This window comes from Pyrinomonas methylaliphatogenes (assembly GCF_000820845.2).
GTDB lineage: Bacteria > Acidobacteriota > Blastocatellia > Pyrinomonadales > Pyrinomonadaceae > Pyrinomonas > Pyrinomonas methylaliphatogenes.
This window is the reverse complement of the sequence record NZ_CBXV010000004.1, coordinates 471,681-492,288: the sequence shown is the minus strand read 5'-3', so window position 1 is coordinate 492,288 and position 20,608 is coordinate 471,681. Positions and strand designations below refer to the sequence as shown.

The following is a 20,608-nucleotide window of genomic DNA, read 5'->3' as shown; positions in this document are numbered from 1 at the left end:
TCAGCTCACTTCGAGTTCGATCGGATCTTTGATGCGCGCGGCGATCTGCCGCCTGATTTCGGGGAAACGTCCCAGCCATTCCAAAGCCTGCAACACGATTTCGAGCGTCGGGCGGATGAATCGCGCGTAAGCTCGACCACGGCCATAGACCGCCGTTTGACAAGAGAAGGTGCCGACGGCTTTGAGCCCCCGCTGCACCGTCGTCAAGCGGAATTCGCGGGCGAACTCATCAGGATCGATCGTGGGCAAGCCGCGCGAAGCCCGCGCTTCGAGGAAGAAGAGCCTCCGCTCGCGTAGCTCAGCCAACGATGGCGGCGCTTTTTGCCGGTCCAGCAACAACGAGACTAGATCGTAGCTTGCCGGTCCCATCCGCGCATCCTGATGATCGATGATGCGCAAACGCCCACGCTGATCGACCATCAGATTCGAGACGTGAAAATCGCGGTGGCAGAGGATGCGCGGGCGCGCGGCGAGCTCGCGCGCCAATTCATAAAGCTCATCCTTCAATCGCCGCTCTTCGCTGTCGCTGAGCTTTTCGCCCCGCAGACTGCCGAAATAGTGTTGATAGAAGAAGTCCAGCTCCCAAGAGAGCTTGGCCTCATCGAAAGCGAGACGGCTGCAAATCGAGTCGCGCGCGTAAGCGAGTTCAGTCGCCGCTTGAATCTGCGCGATCAACCCTATCGCCTCCTCGAGGCGTTGCTCACGCTCATCCTCCGAAGCGGTCTCCAAAAGGTTGCGCAGTTGGCGGTCGCCCAGATCTTCCTGCACGATGATCCCTAACTCACCCTCTACGGCGATCACCTGCGGCACAGGCAATCCGGCCTCCGCAAACAGCTGAGTGACATCCAGAAAAGGGTGTGTGGCCGGATCGAAAGGTTCCGGATAGACCGCCGCGACAGCCGTCGCGCCATGCCAGGGGATGCGGAAATAGGCGCGCACGGAAGCGTCGGGCGTCAAAGCGATGATGCGACTCGCATCTACAGCACAACCTGAACGCTCGAGATAGAGCCTCAGACGCTCGCGCGCCGGAATATCCTGCGGCTCCGTTGTCGAAGAGACGGACTGTTTCATTTCAGGGTAACCCGATCTTAGCGCGCTTTAGCGGCGAGAGGCGATGAAAACTCTCAATCCCATCGCACCAGAGCCGCGCGATTGTAACACCCTTACAATGATAGAACAAAGCTGATGATTTAGGCGAGGTTCGATCGGCACTTGGCATCGAGCGCAAGCCAGGCTATGATCTGCTCATCAAGTTTCTGCAGCCGAGGTCTGTGGACTGAGCTAGGAGGGTTTCGATGAACGGAGAGACGAAAAGACCGCCGCAGAAATGGAGAAAGCCCGTTCTCTTTGTCGCCGCACTCCTTATCGCTTTCCTGCTCGGCTTCGTGCCCACGTGGTTTTCCGCCCATCAGCGCGCCCAAGAGTTGAACGCAGCGCAAACATCGTTGCGCGTGCGCCAAATGCAGTGCGAACTCGCCTCAGCCGCGATCGACGCGCGCCGCGGCGAATATGAGCAGGCGCGACTTGCGGCGAGCAGCTTCTTCACCGCCGCGCGCGATGAGATGGATCGCCAGCAGGGATCGGCTTTCTCATCGAAGCAGCAGGACGCGCTGCGCTCGCTCCTGGCGCAACGCGATGAATTGATCACGCTCCTAGCTCGCAGCGATCCGGCCTCTGCCGATCGCCTCTCGGATCTTTACGTCTCATTCCGCGACATCATCGGCTCGCAACCCCCGCGCTGAAACGCCGCGATCGAGCCGAAGATGGCGTTCAGGCTCCCCGAACACTCACCCTCGGCCCGACCGCTTGCGCCGCATCCGAGGCGGATCACCTCGCGTAACGCGCCGCCGTCTGCGCGAAAAGCTGTAGCCCTCGCGGCAACCGCGACATATCGATCTGCATGCCGGACAGGATCTCTTTCGCTTTTAAGCCGTACACCACTTGATTGAGGTCATTGTCGGGATTGATCACCGCCCCTTCCAAAGCTGCGCCGATGAAAGCTCCTTTTGAACGCGAATAGGAGAGGATTCCGGCGTCGAGCGTCACGTTGGTCGAAGCGCTGGCGCTCCGCCCGACTGGTCCAGCCGCGACGCTCACATCACCGCCAAGCGTCACTTTATCCTGCAACAAGCCTTGCAATCCGGCATCGTTCATGATCAACAGCACGAGATCGGTCTTCGAAGCGCCGATCTGCGCGCCGAAGCTGCCTCCGCCGAGCGCGAAGAAAGCCGGAGCGCTCCACTTCCCATTCGCTAAGCGACGACTGATCACACCTTTCCCACCGCGCCCGCCGAAGACGAACGCCGCCCGCAGGACGTCGGGAAAGACGGCGATCGCCTGCGCCCTTTCAAGCAATTCGCGCGGTATCGCCTTATCCGGCACGGCCATAATCTCATCGAGCACGCGCGCGGCATGCGAAGCCCTCTCCGCCGCCTCGTTGAGTTGTTTAGCGTTTGCCCGTTGGGCGCGCGCGCGCTCGCGCGTCTGCGCCTGAATTACGGTTGAGAAGCACACGGCGACGATCAACCACAAACATGCCACTCTGATCGACAATCTGCTCATCATCATAAACCTCCTCGTCATCGGAAATATTCAAAGCCTCGGGGGAGAACCGCCGATCTTACGCCTGACGCCAGATCGACGTTCGATGAAACTTCGCCTTCGCGCAAAACGCCTTATCTCCTCACGGCCTCGCGGGAGAGCCCAACTCCTTTTCGGCCACGCACGAAGAGGGGGAGTCTTCAAGGAATGGATTCACTATAGATCATAAGATGTTTATAAACAAGAGCCCGCGTCGCTGCGGATTCATAACTCGCCTCACTTCGACGCCTGTCCCAATTAAAAATCATCCTCCGTTCCCTCTCCAGCCTCGATGAGCTATAATGCGCGGACGTCTGAAGGCGACAGACACTAAGGGTTTATCGAGGCGACCGATGGATGCAAAGAGGCTCGAACATTTCAGGCAGAGATTGCTTGCGGAGCTACGCCGCCACACGGAGAACGCTCAACACAATCAAGCTGACGCGCTCGAAATCGCCATGGCGGACGGTGTCAAGGACGCAGCCGATCTATCCTTCCAAGATGTGGAACAAGAGATCGAATATCGCCTGAGCGAGCGCGAATCGAGCTTTGTCTCCGAGATAAAAGAAGCGCTCCGCCGGATCGAAGAGGGGAGGTACGGCATCTGCGAGAACTGCGGCAAACCGATCAGCGAACGTCGGCTCGAAGCGATGCCAACAGCGCGCTACGACGCCGATTGCCAAGCGCTCATCGAAGCGCAGCGAGGACCGGAGGAGACGCCAACTTTATGAAGAATCCCCCTCCCTGGACCCGCGGAGCCGAAGGTCAGGATTTGGGATGCGTCTTATCGTACACTTCGATCAACTTCTCCAACGACACATGCGTGTAGATCTGGGTCGTCGAAAGGCGCGCATGCCCTAAAAGCTCTTGTATGTCGCGCAGATCGGCTCCGCTGTCGAGCAGATGCGTCGCAAAAGTGTGCCGCAAAGAGTGCGGGCTGATGTTGTGAATTCCAGCGCACAGCTCGATGTACTTATCGACCATGCGCCCGACGGAACGGGTTGTCAGACGAGTCCCCTGATAGTTCAGAAAGAGGGCGCGCTCATCCCGCGCGGCGGGCGGCGCGTTGCGCAAGAAGTTCTCTCTGACGGTCATGTATTGCAAAAGCGCATGCAACGCCGGCTCGCCAAATGGCACAATCCGCTGCCTGCGCCGTTTGCCCGTCACGCGCACAGTCCGATTGCGGAAGTCGACATCCGATACGTTCAATTTGACCAACTCCGACACGCGCATCCCCGTGCCGTACAACATCTCGAGGATCGCACGATCCCGCTTCCCTAGATCGGTGCTAACATCGGGAGTCTCTATGAATCTGATGACCTCTTCGATGGTCAAACAAGTCGGCAACTTCCTCTCTCGACGCGGAGTCGAAACGAGCTTCGCGGGATTGCTCTCGAGCACGCCTTCGCGGATCAGGAATTGAAAGAAGGTGCGCAAAGCGGCTAGTTTGCGCGCCATAGAGGTCCTCTTCTTCTTGGCCGCATGAAGATGGGCCAACCACTCGCGAATCGTGATGTGATCTATCTGGCGCACATCGATCGGGCGACGCGCGCCCGTCTTCGGATCAGCGGGCGCGAGATAATCGTAGAACTGCCCCAGATCGATCGCATAGTTGCGCAACGTGTGTTCGCTCGCGTTGCGTTCGTAACGCAGATGGTCGAAGAATTGGGCTAAAAGATTCTCCATCTCCATCGCTCTCCCTCGCGCGCTCAGATCATCTGTTTGTCATCGAGCGCAACGAGTACGGGATGCTCCGCTCTCCCTCGCGCGCTCAGATCACCTACACAAATTCAACCTGTCCGCCAATTTTAATCATTTTGTGGCATCTCACAACCTCTTAAATTTAAAAGCTCGCCCTTTCCTGCGGCGCTGGCGCCCCCGTCGCGCCGATGCTATCATCATACGCCCGTCACCTCCTTCGGGGCAGGACATCCAGATGAGGCATTTGAAGTCCCTTACGCGGCGGGCGATCATTCTACTGCTCGTCGTTTGGACTGTGGTTTCAGCCGTCACGCTGCTGATCGAGTTGGTCCCCGGCGATCCGGCCTATGCCATCCTCGGCGATCAGGCCCGACCGGAACAGATCGCGCAATTCAGACGAACGCACGGTTTGGATCGCCCGGCCTTCTTCTTCTCACTCATCCGCAACGAAGAAGGCTGGCGCCTCGTCTGGCATGGCGCGAACAATCGTTACGTCGAATACTGGAGCGGGCTGCTGCACGGAGATATGGGCCGCTCTTTCCGCACCGATCGTCCGGTGAGCGAACTCATCCTGCAACGCTATCCGGCGACGATCGAGCTTGCGATCGCCGCGCTGCTCGTCGCCATCGCGATCTCTGTACCGCTTGGAGTGATCGCTGGGAGCCGGCGCGGGACGTGGATCGACAATCTTCTCTCCGTTATCGCGCTTATCGGCATCAGCCTTCCGAGTTTCGTCACCGGCCCGCTGCTCATCTACATCTTCGCCGTGCGGCTCGGATTGCTGGCGCCATCGGGCCGTTTCGACTGGACCGACATCATCCTGCCATCGTTGACTTTAGGCACGGCGCTCGCCGCCTTTCTGACGCGCATGGTTCGCTCTTCGGTCATCGAAGAATTGAATCAAGATTACGTGCGCACGGCGCGCGCCAAGGGCCTGAGCGAACGCGCCGTGCTCTACAAGCACGTCCTGAAGAACGGCCTGATACCGGTTGTCACCGTGCTCGGATTGCAGCTCGGCGTGCTTCTCGCCGGAGCGATCATCACCGAAAAGATCTTCAACTGGCCCGGGATCGGTCTGCTCCTCGTCGAAGAGGGGATAAACAAACGCGATTACCGCGTCGTGCAAGGTTGCGTGCTGGTCATCAGCCTCACGTACATCTTCGCCAACGCCGCGACCGATATGCTCTATCGGCTGCTCGATCCGCGGATCAGATCGAGATAGAAGATCGCGATGCGCACAGAGCGGATCGTCATATGAACCGTTTGGCTAAAGTCGGGCTCATCATCATCTTCGCGCTCGTCATAGCTGCGCTCTTCGCGCCATGGATCGCCACGCATGATGTCGGCGCGACCGATCTTTCTGCGCGCTATCTGCCGCCATCGTCCGCCCACTACTTTGGCACCGATGCGACCGGGCGCGACATCTTCTCGCGCGTCATCTACGGGGCGCGCATCTCGCTTCGGGTCGGCGTGACGGTGGTGATCATCTCAGCGACAGTTGGAACGATCGTCGGCGCCATCGCTGGTTACTATGGCGGATGGGTTGACCGTTTCATCGCCGGTTATCTTTTCAACGTCTTCCTCGCCTTTCCGGGATTGCTGCTGGCGATCGCGATGGTCGCTTTCCTGGGCGCCGGTTTGAACAAGCTCATCCTCGCGCTTTCGATCATCGGTTGGGTCGGATATGCGCGCGTCATGCGCGCGCAAGTGCTCAAGGTACGCGAACTCGAGTTCGTTCAAGCGGCGCGCGCGCTCGGCGCAAGCGATCTATACATTTTGTGGCGGCATATCCTGCCCAATGCCATCCAACCGCTCATCGTCCAAGCGAGCCTCGGGATGGCCGGCGCCATTCTGTCCGAAGCTTCGCTGTCTTTTCTCGGCTTGGGAGTCCCGCCGCCCGCGCCTTCATGGGGTGTAATGCTCGAAGAGGCGCGCGATCTGGCGACGTTGCAAACGGCTCCGCACGCGCTCATCTTTCCGGGCGCCGCTGTCGCGCTGAGCGTCCTCGCCTTCAACTTCGTCGGCGACGGGTTGCGCGAACGGCTCGACCCGCGCCGCCATGTGGACCGATAAGCGCTACGATTGCAGATGAGCGCCGCGATCGTTATCGAAAATCTCTACAAAACCTATCCGGTCCCTCTGGCCGGACTCCTCCGCTTCCTCCGCCGCTCGACGAAACGACCGACCGAAGCGTTGCGCGGAGTATCGTTCAAGATCGAGGCGGGCGAGATCTTCGGCCTGATCGGCAGAAATGGCGCCGGGAAGACGACGCTCGTCAAGACGATCGCGACGCTCATCCGACCGACCGCCGGTCGCGTGCTGGTCCATGGATACGATACTGTACGCGATGAAGAGCGCGTGCGCGCGCTCATCGGGTTGGCGACCGCTGAGGAGCGAAGCTTTTATTGGCGCTTGACCGTAGAGCAAAACTTGCTCTTCTTCGCACGACTTTATGGGCTGCCGGAGCGTGCGGCGCGCCGCCGCGTCGCAGAGTTGCTGGACCAGTTCGAGCTATCCGATCAGACGCGCCGTCGCTTCGCCGAACTTTCGAGCGGTAACAGGCAACGGCTTGCCGTCGCGCGCGCGATGCTCAATTCGCCGCCCGTCCTGCTGCTCGACGAGCCGACGCGCTCGCTCGATCCCGTAGCGGCAGCTTCGATGCGCGCCATGATCGCCGCCGCTGCGCGCGAGAACGGCGCGACCGTTCTCCTCACCTCGCATAACCTGCACGAGATCGAAGAACTCTGCGCGCGCATTGCGATCATCAGTCGCGGGCGCATCGTCGCGCTCGACGCGCCGCAAGCATTACGCGCGCGTCATCGCCAAACCGAGCGCGTCAGCTTGACGATCCGCAACCTCACACGCCACGAGGCCATCGAAGCGCTCGCCGGTTTCATCCCCACGCTCGAGAGCGCGGAGCGCGATGGCATCGTCGAACTTCGTTTCCTGCGCGCGCCTGAAGATGAGGCGCTTGACCGCGCGCTCCGTAACTTATACGCTCGCGGAGCGACGATCATAGACTGTCAAACGGAAAAGGCGACCCTGCTCGATGTTCTCGAAAGCTATGACTAACCTGCTTATCCTGTCGCGCCGCGTGCGCGCTTTCGTCGCGAGGGATTTCCGGTTGGCGATCAGCTATCGAATGGAATTCTCCTTGCGTATCCTCTCGGTGCTGCTAGTGGTGACGACGCTCTTCTTCATCGCCAAGATCTTCGGCGGGCGAAGCGATGTGGCGCTGGCAGCATGGCATGATCCGTTGGCCGCCTGGATCACGGGATTGGCCGTGCTCAACTACTTCATGACCGGGTTCTCCAGTCTGGCGAACGCCGTTCGCGTCGAACAAGCGCAAGGGACGCTCGAAAGCGTGCTCATGACGCCGATCGATATCCCGACCTTGGTCATCGCCAGTTCCGCTTGGGACTTCGTGCAAGCGACCTTCTTTTCTTTCCTCTATCTGTTCTTCGGCTGGATCCTCTTTGACGTGCATTTTCGCGGCAGCTTCCCGCTCGCGGCCCTCTTCCTGATCTTGACGACGCTGGTGCTCGCTTCGCTCGGCATACTATCGGCGAGTTTCGCGATGGTCTTCAAACGAGGCGATCCTTTCGGCGTACTCCTCGGCACGGGCTCGGCGCTCTTCTCCGGAGTCTTCTTTCCGACCGAATTCCTCGGCGAGTTTCGCGCCATTTCGCGGGTCCTGCCGCCGACTTATGGGCTAGCTGGGATCCGGCAAGTATTGATCGAAGGGAAAGGCTTGAACGAAGTTAAAGAACCGCTCCTGACGCTTGCCGTTTTCCTCGCCGTCCTTCTCCCGTTCTCGCTTTGGGTCTTCGGGCGCGCGATCCGTCGCGCTAAACGCGAAGGCAGCCTCGTTCAATATTGAGTCACCGGTCCGGTTTCACCGCCATTGGCGATGTTTGAAAGTCGCGCCCAGCCAATGTTAGACTCGAAGTTCGTTGTTCGAAACGAAAATCTTACGTTTAAGCCTGGCAGACGACTATGCAAGCGCTTATTCTTGCAGGTGGGAAAGGGACTCGTTTGCGCCCTTTGACAGTTCATACGCCGAAGCCGATCGTTCCGATCTGCAATCGGCCATTTCTGCTCTATCAGATCGAGATGCTGCGTCGAGCTGGCATCACCGATATCACTTTATCGCTCTCCTATCAACCGCAAAAGATCGAACAACTCTTGGGCGACGGTTCCGCTTTCGGCGTCAAACTCCGCTACACGGTCGAGCCTCAACCGATGGGCACCGCCGGAGCTTTCAAATTCGCCGAAGAGATGATCCGCGAACAGACGGTCGTCTTGAACGGCGACATCTTGACCGATCTCGACCTGGCGGCCGTCATCCGCCAGCACAACGAACGCAAAGCTGTTGCGACCATCGTCCTGACGCCGGTCGAGAATCCGAGCTCTTACGGTCTGGTCGAAACCGATGCGGATGGCCGCGTGCTCCGCTTCATCGAAAAACCGAACATCGAAGAGGTGAGCGTCAACACGATCAACGCCGGCACCTACGTGCTGGAGCCGCGCGTGCTTGACCTGATCCCAGCGGGCGAGAACTATTCGTTCGAGTACGGACTGTTCCCGGACCTTCTGCGGCGCGAAGAACCGTTTTACGCGCACATCCCGCAGGACACTTACTGGCTCGACATCGGCACTCCGGCGCGCTATTGGCAAGCGAACGATGACCTGCTGAACGATCGCGTCGGTCGAATCAAGATCACGGAGAGGCGGGGTAAATTCGAAGCGAGCGGAGCGGAGATAGATGCGCGTTCGATCATCGCCGACGACTGCGTGATCAAGGCTGGCGCAGAGATCATCAATTCCGTGCTCGGTCAAGGCTGTCACGTCGAAGAGAAAGCGCGCATCGAAAACTCCGTCATCTGGCCGCATACGCGCATCAGCGCGGGCGCGCACGTCTCCGGCGCGATCATCGGGCGCGGATGTCATATCGGTCGCTTCGCGCAGATCGGGCACGGCGCCGTGCTCGGCGATAAGACTTCGCTCACAGACTACACGCAAACGGGAGGGGATCTATGAGCGAGAAGACGGAACGAGCGCCAATCAGATTCGGCACCGATGGCTGGCGTGCCGTGATCGCGCGCGAGTTCACCTTCGCCAACGTCGCGCGCGTCGCACAGGCTTACGCCGACTACCTGCTCGAGGAGAGCGCACAGCGCGAGATGACGGCGCGCGCCGAAGCAAGACAGACCGAGAAGCTGCCGCTCGCCGTCGTCGGTTACGACCGGCGCTTCCTTTCGGAACATTTCGCTCATCTGACCGCCGAAGTCCTTACGGCAAATCGGATTCGCGTCTTCCTCTTCGAACGCGATATGCCGACGCCGGTCATCTCTTGGGCGGTGCGCGATCGCAAAGCGGATGGCGGCGTGGTCATCACCGCCTCGCACAATCCGCCCGAGTTCAACGGCTTCAAGATCAAAGCGCCATGGGGCGGTAGCGCAACGCCCGAGACGACCTCGGCGGTGGAAGCGCTCGTCGATCGACACGAGCCGCGCCGCGAAGAGTATGTTCCGCAAGGCCGCGAAGAGCTAGAGCAGGCAGTGGCAAACTATCGCGTGCAGATCGAAAGCTATGTCGATCTGGACCGGCTGCGGGCTTTGCGCGCGCGCATCATCGTCGATCCGATGCATGGAACAGGCGCGCGTTGGGTCGAAAGTTTCCTCCGAGGCGGCGCGCTCGAAGTGGAGACGATCCGTCCAGATCGCGATCCGCTCTTCGGCGGCGTCAATCCCGAGCCGATCGACCAGAACCTCGGCCCGCTCAAAGAGCGCGTCAAGGAGACCGGCGCGCTCGTCGGCTTGGCGACCGATGGCGACGCTGACCGCGTCGGCGCCGTCAACGAACTGGGCCAGACGATGACCATGCACGAGGTCGTGCCACTCGTCCTCTTGCACTTGGCTCGCCACCGACGGATGACCGGCGGCGTGGTGCGCACTTTCTCGCAATCCGTGCTCCTGAAACGGATCGCCGATGCCCACGGATTGAAACTCTACGACACGCCCATCGGCTTCAAATACATCGCCGATCTGATGCTGCGCGAGGACATCCTGCTCGGCGCGGAAGAGTCGGGCGGCATCGGCGTCAAAGGGCACATCCCCGAGCGCGACGGCATCCTGAATTCCCTGCTCTTCCTCGAAGCGATCGCGACCGCCGGCAAACCGCCGTCGGAGATGGTGCGCGATCTGCACCGCGAGTTCGGCGAATTCTACTTCGGTCGGCGCGATCTACACATGGAAGTTTCGCGCGGCAAAGCGCTGGTGGCTGAATTGGCCGAGAAGACGCCCGCGGAAGTCGCCAGCTACCGGGTCGAGTCGATCTCCACGATGGATGGAACCAAGCTCATCTTCAACGATGAATCGTGGCTCCTCTTCCGGCAGTCGGGGACTGAACCCGTCTTGCGCATCTACGCGGAAGCGACCTCGGTCGAGAAGATGAACGCGCTGCTCGATGAAGGGTGCGCGATTGCGCAAGCGCCGCGTGCCGTCAAAGCGTAAAGACGGACGCAAGTGTGGGATTTCGCTCGACGCTGAAGCTTCGGTGCAAAGCGCGGCGAGCCAAATCGGATTAGAATGCGCCTCGGCATCCTCCGTCGATCAGCACGTCGCTTGAAGTCCCGAGGCGCCACCGAGATCGTCGCCCAAAGTTGAGTGCTATCGAGGCGGCGGATGATCGTCGCTCGGAGTATCGAAGCGCGCTTCGCCAAGATCGCCTATGTCTCAAAACGTAATCGCGACCTGTGTCTGGATCGCGAAAAGCCTCGAAGCGCGCTTCGCCAAGATCGTCTATGCCCGAACTGCCAGAAGTCGAACTCGTCGCGCGAGCATTGAAAGCGTTCATCGTCGGTCGAAGCTGGACCAGCGCAACCGTCCTTCGCCCGCGCCTTCTTCCCGATTCGACGCCGGAGCGTTTCGCCCAAGGATGCGGCGGCGCGAGCGTCCGTGATGTTCGGCGTCGCGGCAAGTACATCATCATCGAACTCGACAACGGTCGCGCGCTGCTGATCCACCTGCGCATGTCCGGTCGCTTCCTCATCCTCCCGCCGGACAGACCGCTGCCTAAATTCACGCACGCCATCTTCGAGATGGACAATGGACAACGTCTCATCTTCTCCGACCAGCGCCACTTCGGGATGATGAAACTCCTATCCACCGAAGAACTCGATGCCGCGCGCGAACTGCGAACGCTGGCGCCCGAACCCTTCTCCGCGGAGTTTACAGTGGACTACCTCAGAAGCGCGCTCGCGCGATCACGGCGCACGCTCAAAGAGACGCTCATAGATCAATCGAAAGTGGTTGGACTTGGTAACATCTATGCGGCGGAAGCGATGTTTCTGGCGCGCACGAATCCGTTCGTCCGCGCGGCGGAACTCGCGCCTCGTCGCATCCCACGCCTTCATCGCGCCATTCTCGATGTGCTCGCCGAATCGATCGCGCACGGCTCGACGCTCAACGTCGATCCGATGAACATAGATGGGAGCTACTACGGCGGCGCATATGAAGGACGCTGGCGCGTTTACGATCGCGAGGGCGAACCGTGCTTCGTCTGCCGCGCGCGCATCGAAAGGGTGGTCCACGCCGGACGCTCCACGTACTTTTGTCCGCGGTGCCAGCGTCGTTAACCGCCCAAACGTGCTTTCCGGAGTCTCGACCAGAGGGATCGCTCCTGACGTTGCGCTTTTCGCCACGCAGTTGACGAACGCGCGAACCTCGCTTCAAGCATGAGGCGAACGGTTTCACTCGGCGATGTCGGCGAGAAAGCTCTCTCCGGCCTTCAACTTCAGACCGAAATTGTCGGCGATCGTCTGGCCGATGTCGGCGAGCGACCGGCGCGTGCCGAGATCGACGCCGCGGCGCGCGCGCCGCCCCGTGACGAGCAGAGGCGTGTATTCGCGCGTGTGATCCGTGCCGCGGAAAGCCGGATCGTTGCCGTGATCGGCGGCGAGGATCAGCAGATCATCGTCCTTGAGCGCCGCTTCGATCTCCGGCAAGCGCGCATCGAAATACTCGAGCGCGCGGGCGTAACCCTCGACATCGCGGCGGTGCCCGTAGAGCATGTCGAAATCGACCAGATTCGTGAAGATCAGTCCGCGCGTCGGTTCGCAAAGTGCGGCGATGGTCTGATCGATGCCTTGCGCATTGTCTTTCGATGGGAGCGCCTGAGTGATGCCCGCGTAATCGTAGATCGAAGCGATCTTGCCGACCGACACCACATCCAACCCGGCCTCGGCCAACGCGACGAGCAAGTTTTCGCGCGGTGGCGGCACGGCGAAATCTCGCCGCCGTTCCGTGCGACGAAAGTTTCCGGGCGCGCCGATGAACGGACGCGCAATGACGCGCCCGACCTCGTGCTCGCCGCGTAAGATGGCGCGCGCCTTTTCGCACATCGTGTAGAGACGATCCACAGGGATGACCTCTTCATGCGCGGCGATCTGGAAGACGGAATCGGCAGACGTATAGACGATCGGTTTGCCGGTTCGCATATGTTCTTCGCCGAGTTCGCGAATGATCTCCGTCCCCGAAGCGGGCACGTTGCCGAGCACCCCCGGCACGCCCGTCTCTTCAATGAATCGCGCGATGATCTCCGGCGGGAAACCTTGCGGATAGGTCGGGAAAGCGCGTTCCAAGATGATGCCCGCGATCTCCCAATGTCCTGTGGTCGTATCTTTGCCGTTGGACAGCAACGCGCAACGACCGTAGCAAGCCTCCGGCGAGTTGACTGGCCCGAGGCTGCGTAACGGTCGAATATTGCCTAATCCCAACCGCTGTAAGTTTGGCACATGCAACCCGCGCAGTTCAGCGATGTGCCCCAAAGTATCGGCGCCTTCGTCACCCCATCGGTCAGCATCCGGCATTGCGCCGATGCCGACGCTATCGAGAACGATCAAAACGACGCGATTGAAGAGATTGCCGTTCATTTCCCCGCACTCCCCATTGGATCTTTGTCTGGAGAATTTTAGCGCACCAGATGGACCACCGTCTCGACATGATGCGTTTGCGGGAACATATCGAAAAGGCGCACGCGATGAAGACGGTAGCCGCCGAGAATGAACTTTCGGACATCTCGCGCCATGGTCGCCGGATCGCAACCGACATAGACGAGATGCGACGCGGCCAAGCTCAACATCCGCTTGATCGTTTCGCTTTCCAATCCAACCCGCGGCGGATCGAGCAGCGCGAAATCAACCGGGCCGATCATCGGCCCAGAACGTAACCAAGCCAAAACCGATGATCTTCTGACTTCGACGTTCTTCGCGCCAGCTTCTTCCGCATTTCGACTCAGGTAACGGCATGCCGCTCGATTCTCTTCGACAGCTATGACGCGCTCGAAACGCTTCGCAAGCGGCAGCGTGAATAGCCCTACGCCGCAGTAGAGATCGAGCGCCGTCCGCCCGCGCGCTTCTCCGACGGCCTCTTCGATCAATAGATCGAGGATGTGAGCGTTGACTTGGAAAAAGCATTCAGCGTCAAAGCGGTACTGGTTTCCGGCGATCGTCCGACTGATCTCGCGCGGCTGCTGACCATAACGCGGAAGCAACTGTCCGACCGCGCGTGGCGCAAAAGAGATGCTGCCATCATCGCCAGCAGCGACGGAGACGGACCTGATCGCGGGCGCTTTCGCCGACTCTTTGATCGCCGCACGCAGAGCCAGAAGCGCTTCTTCGAGCGGTGGAACGAGGACTGGACATTCGCCGATCTCGACAACGCTGTGCGAGCCGCATTTAAAGTATCCCACCTGCCTATCTTCACGATCCACTTGCCATTCCGCTCGTGTGCGGTAACGCCATTCAACCGGCGAAGCGACGATCTGCAACTCGTCCGCTTCGATGTGTGCGATGCGGCGCAAACAGTCGCGTACGATCTCTACCTTCGCCGCAAGTTGAGCATCGTAACGTAACTGCTGAAAATCGCAACCGCCGCACGTTCCGAAGAAAGGGCAACGAGCCGCAACGCGCACAGGCGAAGGGTCGATAATCTGAGCGACCGAAGCGAAAGAAACGCGCGATGTCGCGCGCTCCACTTTGACGAGCGCCACGTCGTCGGGCGCAGCGAGTGTCACCAGCAGCGTCCCATCCGGCACATGCGCAAGCCCCCAGCCTCCCGGAACGATCTTTTCTATTTTCGCTTCTAGCTCATCTCCCACACGCATCCGCTTACAACCTCACCGCAATGGCCAAAACGGGGCAACCCTTTCGCTCTTTCGATGACCGACCTTTCACGCTGAACATTATCTCTGAAAAGCAGGCCGAAGACGCGCGCGTTGTTAAACAACTTTCACGCTGAACATTATCTCTGAAAAGGCTGGCAGAAGACGAGTCTCTAACCCTGTTTCGAGCTTCGACGCTAGCCTAGCTCGAACCTACAAGAGGAAGACGCTTTGAACACTATTGCCTGTTCGTTCGCGATCGCGTTCGTCGTGCTCTACGTCGAACCCAAAAGAGGAAGGCGCTTTGAACACTATTGCAGCGAGGGATCGGTTCTCCGAAGAGCCATTAGATCCAAGGTTCAATCTAGCAACGAAACTTCGCCAACGATTGGGGCGCAAAAATAGCCAGCCCGTCTTTCGACGAACTGGCTCCAAGCCACGCCGGCCAAGAGTCGCTAATCCCCCTACCCGTCTACAATAAAGTCACACATCAAATCGGTGGAGCGGTGAAAGCAATCATCTCGCCTTGCACTCATTTAACCATTGTGACGCCGACGCAACGCCGCCCCAACGCCTACTAATCCTGTGCCGAGCAAGATCATCGTGGCCGGCTCGGGGACGGGCACGATCGTTCCTGGTCCAGTGATTGTCGTTTGAAAAGCGCCGGAATCTTCAAAGAGCGACATCCCATCGCCGATCTTGCCCGTGACGACGAGGAAGTAGTTAACCCCTGTCGACAGAGTTTGGGTAAAGCCTGAACGTGTGGTGTCGCCAGCGAGGTCATCATTCGCCACGACGAAGTTGCTTAGAGGGCTTGAGGGGTTGAAAGAGCTAGCATATAGAACCAAGAATGGATCGTAAACGACCGGCTCCAGAGATTGAAGAACGAACGTGTACGAGCCAGGACTAGTGACGGAGAAACCGAAGACTTTGTAGGGGACGTTCGATCCTAACGAGGAGAGCATCATCCCGTTCTCTTCGGGGCGATTGAACCGACCGTCTGGGTTGGTGAACGTGTTTCCCGTAAAGGTGAAGGTTGCGGCTTGCGCCATGCTCAAAGATCCCAGAATCAAAAGGGAAGCTATCGTCAACTTGAAACGCATGGTTCTTTCCTCCGCAGCGAAAAGTTTTCGTTCACCGAATGGCACCATTCATTCGATTCGGGAAGAAGCCGAAGCCAGCGGAACGCCCGCCGAGGTAGACGATGCTTAAAACTTGTGTGGGCGTCCGGCTGAAAGCGATGCCGTTTCCATCTGAGGGGACGATATTAGCTTTACCGTTGAGCAAGATCCCTTGGTCGAGATCCGCCGGTCCATCGGCAGCATCGCGCAGATCCGAGATGCGCTGCGCCGCATCGAAGAAACCGCGCGCATAAAGCACGGTGCGAATGTTGCTCGCGTGATAAGCTTCGACGGCGAGAATTCCGGCAGCAGCCTCGAGGAAGTCTTTGTTCGTCAAAAAGCGCGCTGCTCCCTTGTAGGCGGTCACGCCTACGTCCTCGAAAATGTAAGCCGCTAACAAGAAATTGTTCTCATCAGCGTAAGGATCAAAACGTATCCATCGGCCCGATCAAACCAGCAGCGCGTGCCGCCTTGGTGAAACTATCCTGCAGATCGATCGTCGGACGGGCGACAGCGGCGCTCCCTAGGCCAGCGCGCAAGAAACGGACGTGCGCCTCCTCGTCGGCAGCGATCTCCTCGGCATATTCGCGTATGCTCGGCGTTGTGAACGGCACCTGACGCCCGCCGATCACCGGACCGAGCGTGCCCGTGCCCGTCACGTCGCCGTCGCTCAACCCGCGTCCGAAGGCCGAACGGACGTAGAACTCCGCCTCCAGATATTCCAAATTGAGCGCGAAGTTCAGTATATTGACATCGTTCAACTCGCCGCTCTGCGCCATCACTTGAGTCAGTTCGATTTGACTGGCCCCGATCAACCCGAGACCGGCGATTCCGGCATGTTTGATGAAACGGCGTCGAGCGGCACGGTTCTCCTTGATCTTCTCGAGCAAATCAGACATCGGGTGATCCTCCTTTTCAGCAAAAGATCCTTACTCGTCGCACGAAGGCGATCAGGCTTGCGCAACGCTGCACTTTTCGCGTGCTTTGGCTGGCAAAAGATCCTTACTCATCGCACGAAGGCGATCAGAGTTGCTTCGACCAGCGCAACCGATGATCCTAGAACCAAGTTTTTCTCCGTCCGCTCTTATCTACGAGCGCCGCATGATGATCGGATTGCGTGAGCGGGAATCACCGCTACGCGGAAAGGCGGAGGAGTTCCGCCTTTCCGCGGTTCGCCAGACGAATCGCCTCTCCCTTTGAGACGAGTCCGATCCCAAAATGTGTTATACTTCGGCGCTCGATCTGACGGGTCGCGCTGGAGACGCGCGGATTCAGAAGAAGCGCATTCAAAACTGAGGGTCGTGAAGCCTCGATCACAGGACCAATCGGACGCCGAACTCGTTCGCGCCATCGCCCAAGGCGACGAACGGGCACTCGCCGCTTTTTATGATCGCTACGCTTCGATTCTATTTGGCCTTCTGCTCCGTATATTGAATGACAGATCGGAAGCCGAAGACGTCTTGCAGGAGGTCTTCCTTCAAGTCTGGCAAGAAGCCGAAAGATTCGACGGTGCGCGCGGGCGGCCGTTCACCTGGCTGGTGACCATCGCCCGCAGCCGCGCGATCGATCGCGTGCGCGCGCGCAATTCGCGTGATCGGAAAGAGATGCAAGCGAGCAGAAGCTCTTGGAGCGAGACGGATGAAATAACCCAACAGTTAAGCCGGACCGAGGAACGGGAGATCGTGCGCCGCGCTCTAGCTGAGATTCCGGAAGAGCAAAGAGATGTTCTCTTGCTCGCTTACTTCGAAGGGCTTTCGCAATCGGAGATCGCCACGCGCACGGGCGCCCCGCTCGGTACGATCAAAACTCGTATGCGCGCTGGACTGCGCAGATTGCGTGAAATTCTCCGTGAGAAGATCACAGAAGGGAGAAGATAAAGGATCGAGTGGCAGCGTGACGATGACATGTCGCGCATGAAGAGGATGAAACACGAAGACTTCAGTGAGATGCTTGAACTTGAAGCGCTAGGCGTTCTCGATCAGGCGCAGTCTGAAGCGCTACGCCGTCATCTCGAGGAGTGTGATGTGTGTCGCGCTGAGCTTCGCGAGCTACGCGACACAGCAGCGATGCTCGCGCATCTCGCCCCGCCTATTGCTCCAGCAAAAGAGACGCGCGCGCGCATTCTGGAGCGCGTGCGGCGAAGTCGCCTTTCGCCCGCTGAATCGAGCGCATCAGAAGAAGCTATCACGGCTTCGCCGCCACGCAGCTTCTGGTTGAAATGGGGGCTCCTTGCCGCTTCGCTCGTCGTCATTATTTGCCTCGCTCTTCTCCTCATCCTTTGGCGAGAGAGGCAGCGATTGAGCGCGGAACTAGCGCAAGCGGAACGAACCGAACGACAATTGCGCACAGAACTGGACCGTGAGCGCGAACTGCGCGCGCTGCTTGCCGCCCCCCAAACGCGGGTCATCGAACTAGAAGGTACGCAAGTCGCTCCCCACGCCCGCGCCAAACTCGCCTACGACGCGCGCACGGGACGCGCCATCCTTTTCGCCACCAACCTGCCGCCTACGCCCGCCGGCAAGGCTTACCAGCTCTGGTTCATCATGTCTAGCGGCGAAGCCATGCCGGGCGATGTTTTTAAAGCTGAAAAGGGCGATATCGAGACCAGCTTCTTCATCCCTCCGATCGCGCGTAATGCCAAAGCCTTCGCGCTCACGCTTGAACCTGCCCAAGGGACGCGCGTCCCGACGGGTGAAAAGTACTTGCTCGGCTCGAACTCCTGATCCCACCCAAATCCGAAAGCCCCGCCAGATACGTAACTTAGTGTAACCGCATACGTGACGGCCAGAGTGGTAACCGCTGGCCGGAAGCTTCGCTGTTAGCTTCATTTTGGTTCCTCGTTCTGCTGACGCGGCAGGCGGAAATGAGCGCCAGTCATCTGGCGCAGCTGAAGACAGAACAGATCAAGGACGAAGGAGGAAACCAAGATGAACTTTAAACGGGCGATCTACCGATTCTGTTTCGCCGCCACGTTGATGTGCGCGGCTCTTGCCGTCTCCACGCTGGCGCAAACGATGCAATCGGACATGTCGGCCCAGAATAACATGTCTATGCAAGGGCAGAAGGATATCGTTGACACGCTCATGAGCGATCCGCAATTCTCGACGCTGGTGATGCTGGTCCAGAAAGCTAACCTAGTTGACACGCTTAAAGGGCCCGGTCCATTTACGGTCTTCGCGCCGACTAACGACGCTTTCGCGAAGATCCCTAAGCAGAAGCTCGATGCGCTGATGAACGATCCCGAAAAACTCCGCACGGTCCTCCTCTATCACGTCATCAACATGAACGTTCCGGCGAGCGCCGCGCGAACCATGCCTGCGCCAACCGCTGCCGGAGCGCAACTGAGCGTCAAAGTGAGCATGCGGGGCAACACGAAGATGGTCATGGTTGACAACGCCAAAGTGATTCGAGCCGATATCATGGCCTCCAATGGCGTCATCCATGCCATCGACACAGTCCTCATGCCGAAGATGAATAAGATGAACAGTCGGCGCTAGGGGCCGTCCACATCGCCGGCCATCGAGCTGGCTGCGAGGGAACGCAATTCGAGATCGCGGAGAACTCCAAAGAGCATGCCGCAAAGCGGCATGCTCTTTTCTTGGCCGCACGCGCCGCGGAATCAGCCCGTTCCTATCTCGCGTTTTGCGCGATCACGGTGCATCATCTTCCGGTTCAACGCCGAAATAGCGCAACCAAGCGCGGATGTCATCCTGCAACTCGCGATGCTCCTCTTCGGCGATCGATCTGGCCTCATCCATCTTGCCGATGAACTCTTGCGCGCTGATGGTCTGTGCGCCGCAACGCCTCACATATTGAGCCAGCGCGCGATCCGACGTGACGACGATCAGCGTCCGTCGCTCGCGCGACCGATTGACCAGTCGTTTAATTCGCTCATCGGCGTTCGATCCGCGCCGCGCATAAAAGACCGTAATGCCGCGGTATTTCGCCCCGTCGGGGAAGAAAGGATTTGGCGCGCCGTCGAAGACGACCGAAAGGCGTACCCGCTTGATCAAAGCGAATTGGGCCAGTTCTTCCAAAAGCCTGCGCCGCGCCTCCTCCAATCCGAGTTTAAAACCGATGCGCCTGGCCATTAAATTATTCCCGTCGATGAGATACGGCATACGCTTCCACCTCTATCCTCCACCTCGCGCAAGATCGATTTGCGACGAAGCCCGCGCCCGGTCCTCATGAACGCCTCGCTCTAGACCGCTCCTTCCTAGATCGAATTTAGATCCGTTCCCGCCCGTAATCGCAATACTCGACGATGGGACATCTTCCGCACTGCGGCTCGCGCGGGCGACAGATGGTGCGCCCGAGCCTGATCAGGTTGATGTGAAAGGAGTAGAATTTCCCGCGTGGAACCATCTGGTCCATGATTGCGTGGGCCAACTCAGCCGAGCATTTATCCGGCAACAATCCGACCCGACGGAGCACGCGAAAGATATGCGTGTCGATGGGGAAGACCTCTTTTCCACAGGCGAACAGGAGCGTGCAAGCGATGGTTTTCGGCCCGATGCCGCGAAACTGCGCTAAATAAGCCGCAGCTTCGCGCGTCGGCATCGCGCAGAGGAACGATAGATCGAGCGCGCCGTGCTTTTCGCGGATTTGCCGCAACAGATCTTTGATCACCGCAGCCTTTTGCTTCGCCAAGCCGCCGCTACGGATCGCCGCCGCGATGCTCGACGTGCGCGCGCGCAAAGCATCCTCCCACGTCGGGAAGCGCCGCTTCAAAGAGGCGAAGGCGCGATCGCTGTTCACATCGCTCGTCGCTTGCGAGAGTATGACGTTGATCAGCGTATCGAGCGGATCGCGCCGCCGTTCGTTCCGAGGCTCGCCGAAGGCCAATTCCAAATTGCGTATAATCTGCGGCAAGGGCTTCTCTTCGAGCGCCCGAGCGACCCATCGCGATACTAACGCGCTGCGGTCAGATGCAATCGCCTTCACCTCTTCGCCAATCGCTCGCTCACGATTCTTCAACATAGGCCCCGACTGAAGAAACGGACTTGAGATAAGACGGAGCGGAACGGCAGGCCCGCTAAACC

General features: G+C 59.2%; 22 protein-coding genes. 12 read left to right on the top strand and 10 right to left on the bottom strand.

What is annotated here, in order from left to right; all coding sequences use genetic code 11:
* Complete coding sequence (locus tag PYK22_RS06665) at window positions 1–1,071, bottom strand: aminoglycoside phosphotransferase family protein (protein ID WP_041975325.1); 1,071 nt, start codon at window positions 1,069–1,071, stop codon at window positions 1–3.
* Window positions 1,072–1,295: 224 nt separating this feature from the next.
* On the opposite strand from PYK22_RS06665, the gene PYK22_RS06660 reads away from it, so the two are divergent.
* A complete protein-coding gene (locus tag PYK22_RS06660; RefSeq protein ID WP_041975324.1) occupies window positions 1,296–1,742 on the top strand; it encodes a hypothetical protein in 447 nt (148 codons plus the stop codon).
* A gap of 85 nt (window positions 1,743–1,827) precedes the next feature.
* Here the strand turns inward: PYK22_RS06660 and PYK22_RS06655 are convergent, their stop codons facing one another.
* Entirely contained in the window at window positions 1,828–2,562 is a 735-nt protein-coding gene (locus tag PYK22_RS06655; protein WP_162199809.1) for a lipid-binding SYLF domain-containing protein, read from the bottom strand.
* Between the two features lie 371 nt (window positions 2,563–2,933).
* On the opposite strand from PYK22_RS06655, the gene PYK22_RS06650 reads away from it, so the two are divergent.
* On the top strand, window positions 2,934–3,311 hold the full coding sequence (locus tag PYK22_RS06650; protein WP_060635420.1) for a TraR/DksA family transcriptional regulator: 378 nt from the start codon (window positions 2,934–2,936) through the stop codon (window positions 3,309–3,311).
* A 34-nt stretch (window positions 3,312–3,345) separates the two neighbouring features.
* Here PYK22_RS06650 and xerC read toward each other — a convergent pair whose 3' ends face one another.
* Window positions 3,346–4,266: a tyrosine recombinase XerC gene (gene xerC / locus PYK22_RS06645; protein ID WP_041975687.1), complete on the bottom strand. Its 921-nt coding sequence runs from the start codon at window positions 4,264–4,266 to the stop codon at window positions 3,346–3,348.
* A gap of 250 nt (window positions 4,267–4,516) precedes the next feature.
* On the opposite strand from xerC, the gene PYK22_RS06640 reads away from it, so the two are divergent.
* The 7 genes from PYK22_RS06640 (at window position 4,517) to mutM (ending at window position 11,920) form a co-directional block, all read left to right on the top strand.
* On the top strand, window positions 4,517–5,503 hold the full coding sequence (locus PYK22_RS06640; protein WP_041975323.1) for an ABC transporter permease: 987 nt from the start codon (window positions 4,517–4,519) through the stop codon (window positions 5,501–5,503).
* Window positions 5,504–5,535: 32 nt separating this feature from the next.
* The gene (locus PYK22_RS06635) at window positions 5,536–6,354 is read left to right on the top strand and encodes an ABC transporter permease (protein WP_041975322.1); all 819 of its coding nucleotides are present in this window, start codon (window positions 5,536–5,538) and stop codon (window positions 6,352–6,354) included.
* A gap of 15 nt (window positions 6,355–6,369) precedes the next feature.
* Entirely contained in the window at window positions 6,370–7,353 is a 984-nt protein-coding gene (locus PYK22_RS06630; RefSeq protein ID WP_060635419.1) for an ABC transporter ATP-binding protein, read from the top strand.
* The gene (locus PYK22_RS06625; RefSeq protein WP_083437664.1) at window positions 7,331–8,161 is read left to right on the top strand and encodes an ABC transporter permease; all 831 of its coding nucleotides are present in this window, start codon (window positions 7,331–7,333) and stop codon (window positions 8,159–8,161) included. Before PYK22_RS06630 ends, PYK22_RS06625 begins: the two co-directional genes overlap by 23 nt.
* A 116-nt stretch (window positions 8,162–8,277) precedes the next feature.
* Window positions 8,278–9,321, top strand: a complete 1,044-nt coding sequence (locus PYK22_RS06620; protein WP_041975320.1) for a sugar phosphate nucleotidyltransferase — start codon at window positions 8,278–8,280, stop codon at window positions 9,319–9,321.
* On the top strand, window positions 9,318–10,796 hold the full coding sequence (locus tag PYK22_RS06615; protein WP_041975319.1) for a phosphoglucomutase/phosphomannomutase family protein: 1,479 nt from the start codon (window positions 9,318–9,320) through the stop codon (window positions 10,794–10,796). The genes PYK22_RS06620 and PYK22_RS06615 overlap by 4 nt, the downstream gene beginning before the upstream one ends.
* A 290-nt stretch (window positions 10,797–11,086) precedes the next feature.
* Window positions 11,087–11,920 carry a bifunctional DNA-formamidopyrimidine glycosylase/DNA-(apurinic or apyrimidinic site) lyase gene (gene mutM, locus PYK22_RS06610; protein WP_041975318.1) on the top strand — a complete coding sequence of 278 codons (834 nt, stop codon included), beginning with the start codon at window positions 11,087–11,089 and terminating at the stop codon, window positions 11,918–11,920.
* 114 nt (window positions 11,921–12,034) lie between these two features.
* On the opposite strand, the gene PYK22_RS06605 is transcribed toward mutM, so the two are convergent.
* The 5 genes from PYK22_RS06605 to PYK22_RS18155 all read right to left on the bottom strand — a co-directional run bounded on the left by PYK22_RS06605 (window position 12,035) and on the right by PYK22_RS18155 (window position 16,465).
* Window positions 12,035–13,216, bottom strand: a complete 1,182-nt coding sequence (locus PYK22_RS06605; RefSeq protein WP_041975317.1) for a phosphopentomutase — start codon at window positions 13,214–13,216, stop codon at window positions 12,035–12,037.
* A 38-nt stretch (window positions 13,217–13,254) separates the two neighbouring features.
* A complete protein-coding gene (locus PYK22_RS06600; RefSeq protein WP_041975315.1) occupies window positions 13,255–14,448 on the bottom strand; it encodes a class I SAM-dependent RNA methyltransferase in 1,194 nt (397 codons plus the stop codon).
* 533 nt (window positions 14,449–14,981) lie between these two features.
* On the bottom strand, window positions 14,982–15,548 hold the full coding sequence (locus PYK22_RS16525; RefSeq protein ID WP_157770717.1) for a PEP-CTERM sorting domain-containing protein: 567 nt from the start codon (window positions 15,546–15,548) through the stop codon (window positions 14,982–14,984).
* Between the two features lie 31 nt (window positions 15,549–15,579).
* The gene (locus tag PYK22_RS18160) at window positions 15,580–15,966 is read right to left on the bottom strand and encodes a ferritin-like domain-containing protein (RefSeq protein WP_211197633.1); all 387 of its coding nucleotides are present in this window, start codon (window positions 15,964–15,966) and stop codon (window positions 15,580–15,582) included.
* 25 nt (window positions 15,967–15,991) lie between these two features.
* Window positions 15,992–16,465 carry a ferritin-like domain-containing protein gene (locus PYK22_RS18155; protein WP_211197632.1) on the bottom strand — a complete coding sequence of 158 codons (474 nt, stop codon included), beginning with the start codon at window positions 16,463–16,465 and terminating at the stop codon, window positions 15,992–15,994.
* Window positions 16,466–16,867: 402 nt separating this feature from the next.
* Here PYK22_RS18155 and PYK22_RS06585 point away from each other — a divergent pair, with 402 nt between their 5' ends.
* The 3 genes from PYK22_RS06585 to PYK22_RS06575 all read left to right on the top strand — a co-directional run bounded on the left by PYK22_RS06585 (window position 16,868) and on the right by PYK22_RS06575 (window position 19,063).
* Window positions 16,868–17,443: a sigma-70 family RNA polymerase sigma factor gene (locus tag PYK22_RS06585; protein WP_211197631.1), complete on the top strand. Its 576-nt coding sequence runs from the start codon at window positions 16,868–16,870 to the stop codon at window positions 17,441–17,443.
* Between the two features lie 45 nt (window positions 17,444–17,488).
* Window positions 17,489–18,289: an anti-sigma factor gene (locus PYK22_RS06580; protein WP_157770716.1), complete on the top strand. Its 801-nt coding sequence runs from the start codon at window positions 17,489–17,491 to the stop codon at window positions 18,287–18,289.
* A gap of 291 nt (window positions 18,290–18,580) precedes the next feature.
* The gene (locus tag PYK22_RS06575; RefSeq protein WP_408003162.1) at window positions 18,581–19,063 is read left to right on the top strand and encodes a fasciclin domain-containing protein; all 483 of its coding nucleotides are present in this window, start codon (window positions 18,581–18,583) and stop codon (window positions 19,061–19,063) included.
* Between the two features lie 153 nt (window positions 19,064–19,216).
* Here the strand turns inward: PYK22_RS06575 and PYK22_RS06570 are convergent, their stop codons facing one another.
* Window positions 19,217–19,687 (bottom strand): NYN domain-containing protein, encoded by a 471-nt coding sequence (locus PYK22_RS06570; RefSeq protein ID WP_041975313.1) that lies wholly within the window; start codon window positions 19,685–19,687, stop codon window positions 19,217–19,219.
* A gap of 106 nt (window positions 19,688–19,793) precedes the next feature.
* Window positions 19,794–20,546, bottom strand: coding sequence for an endonuclease III domain-containing protein (locus PYK22_RS06565; RefSeq protein WP_083437663.1), 753 nt, complete (start codon window positions 20,544–20,546; stop codon window positions 19,794–19,796).
* Between the last annotated feature and the right edge of the window lie 62 nt (window positions 20,547–20,608).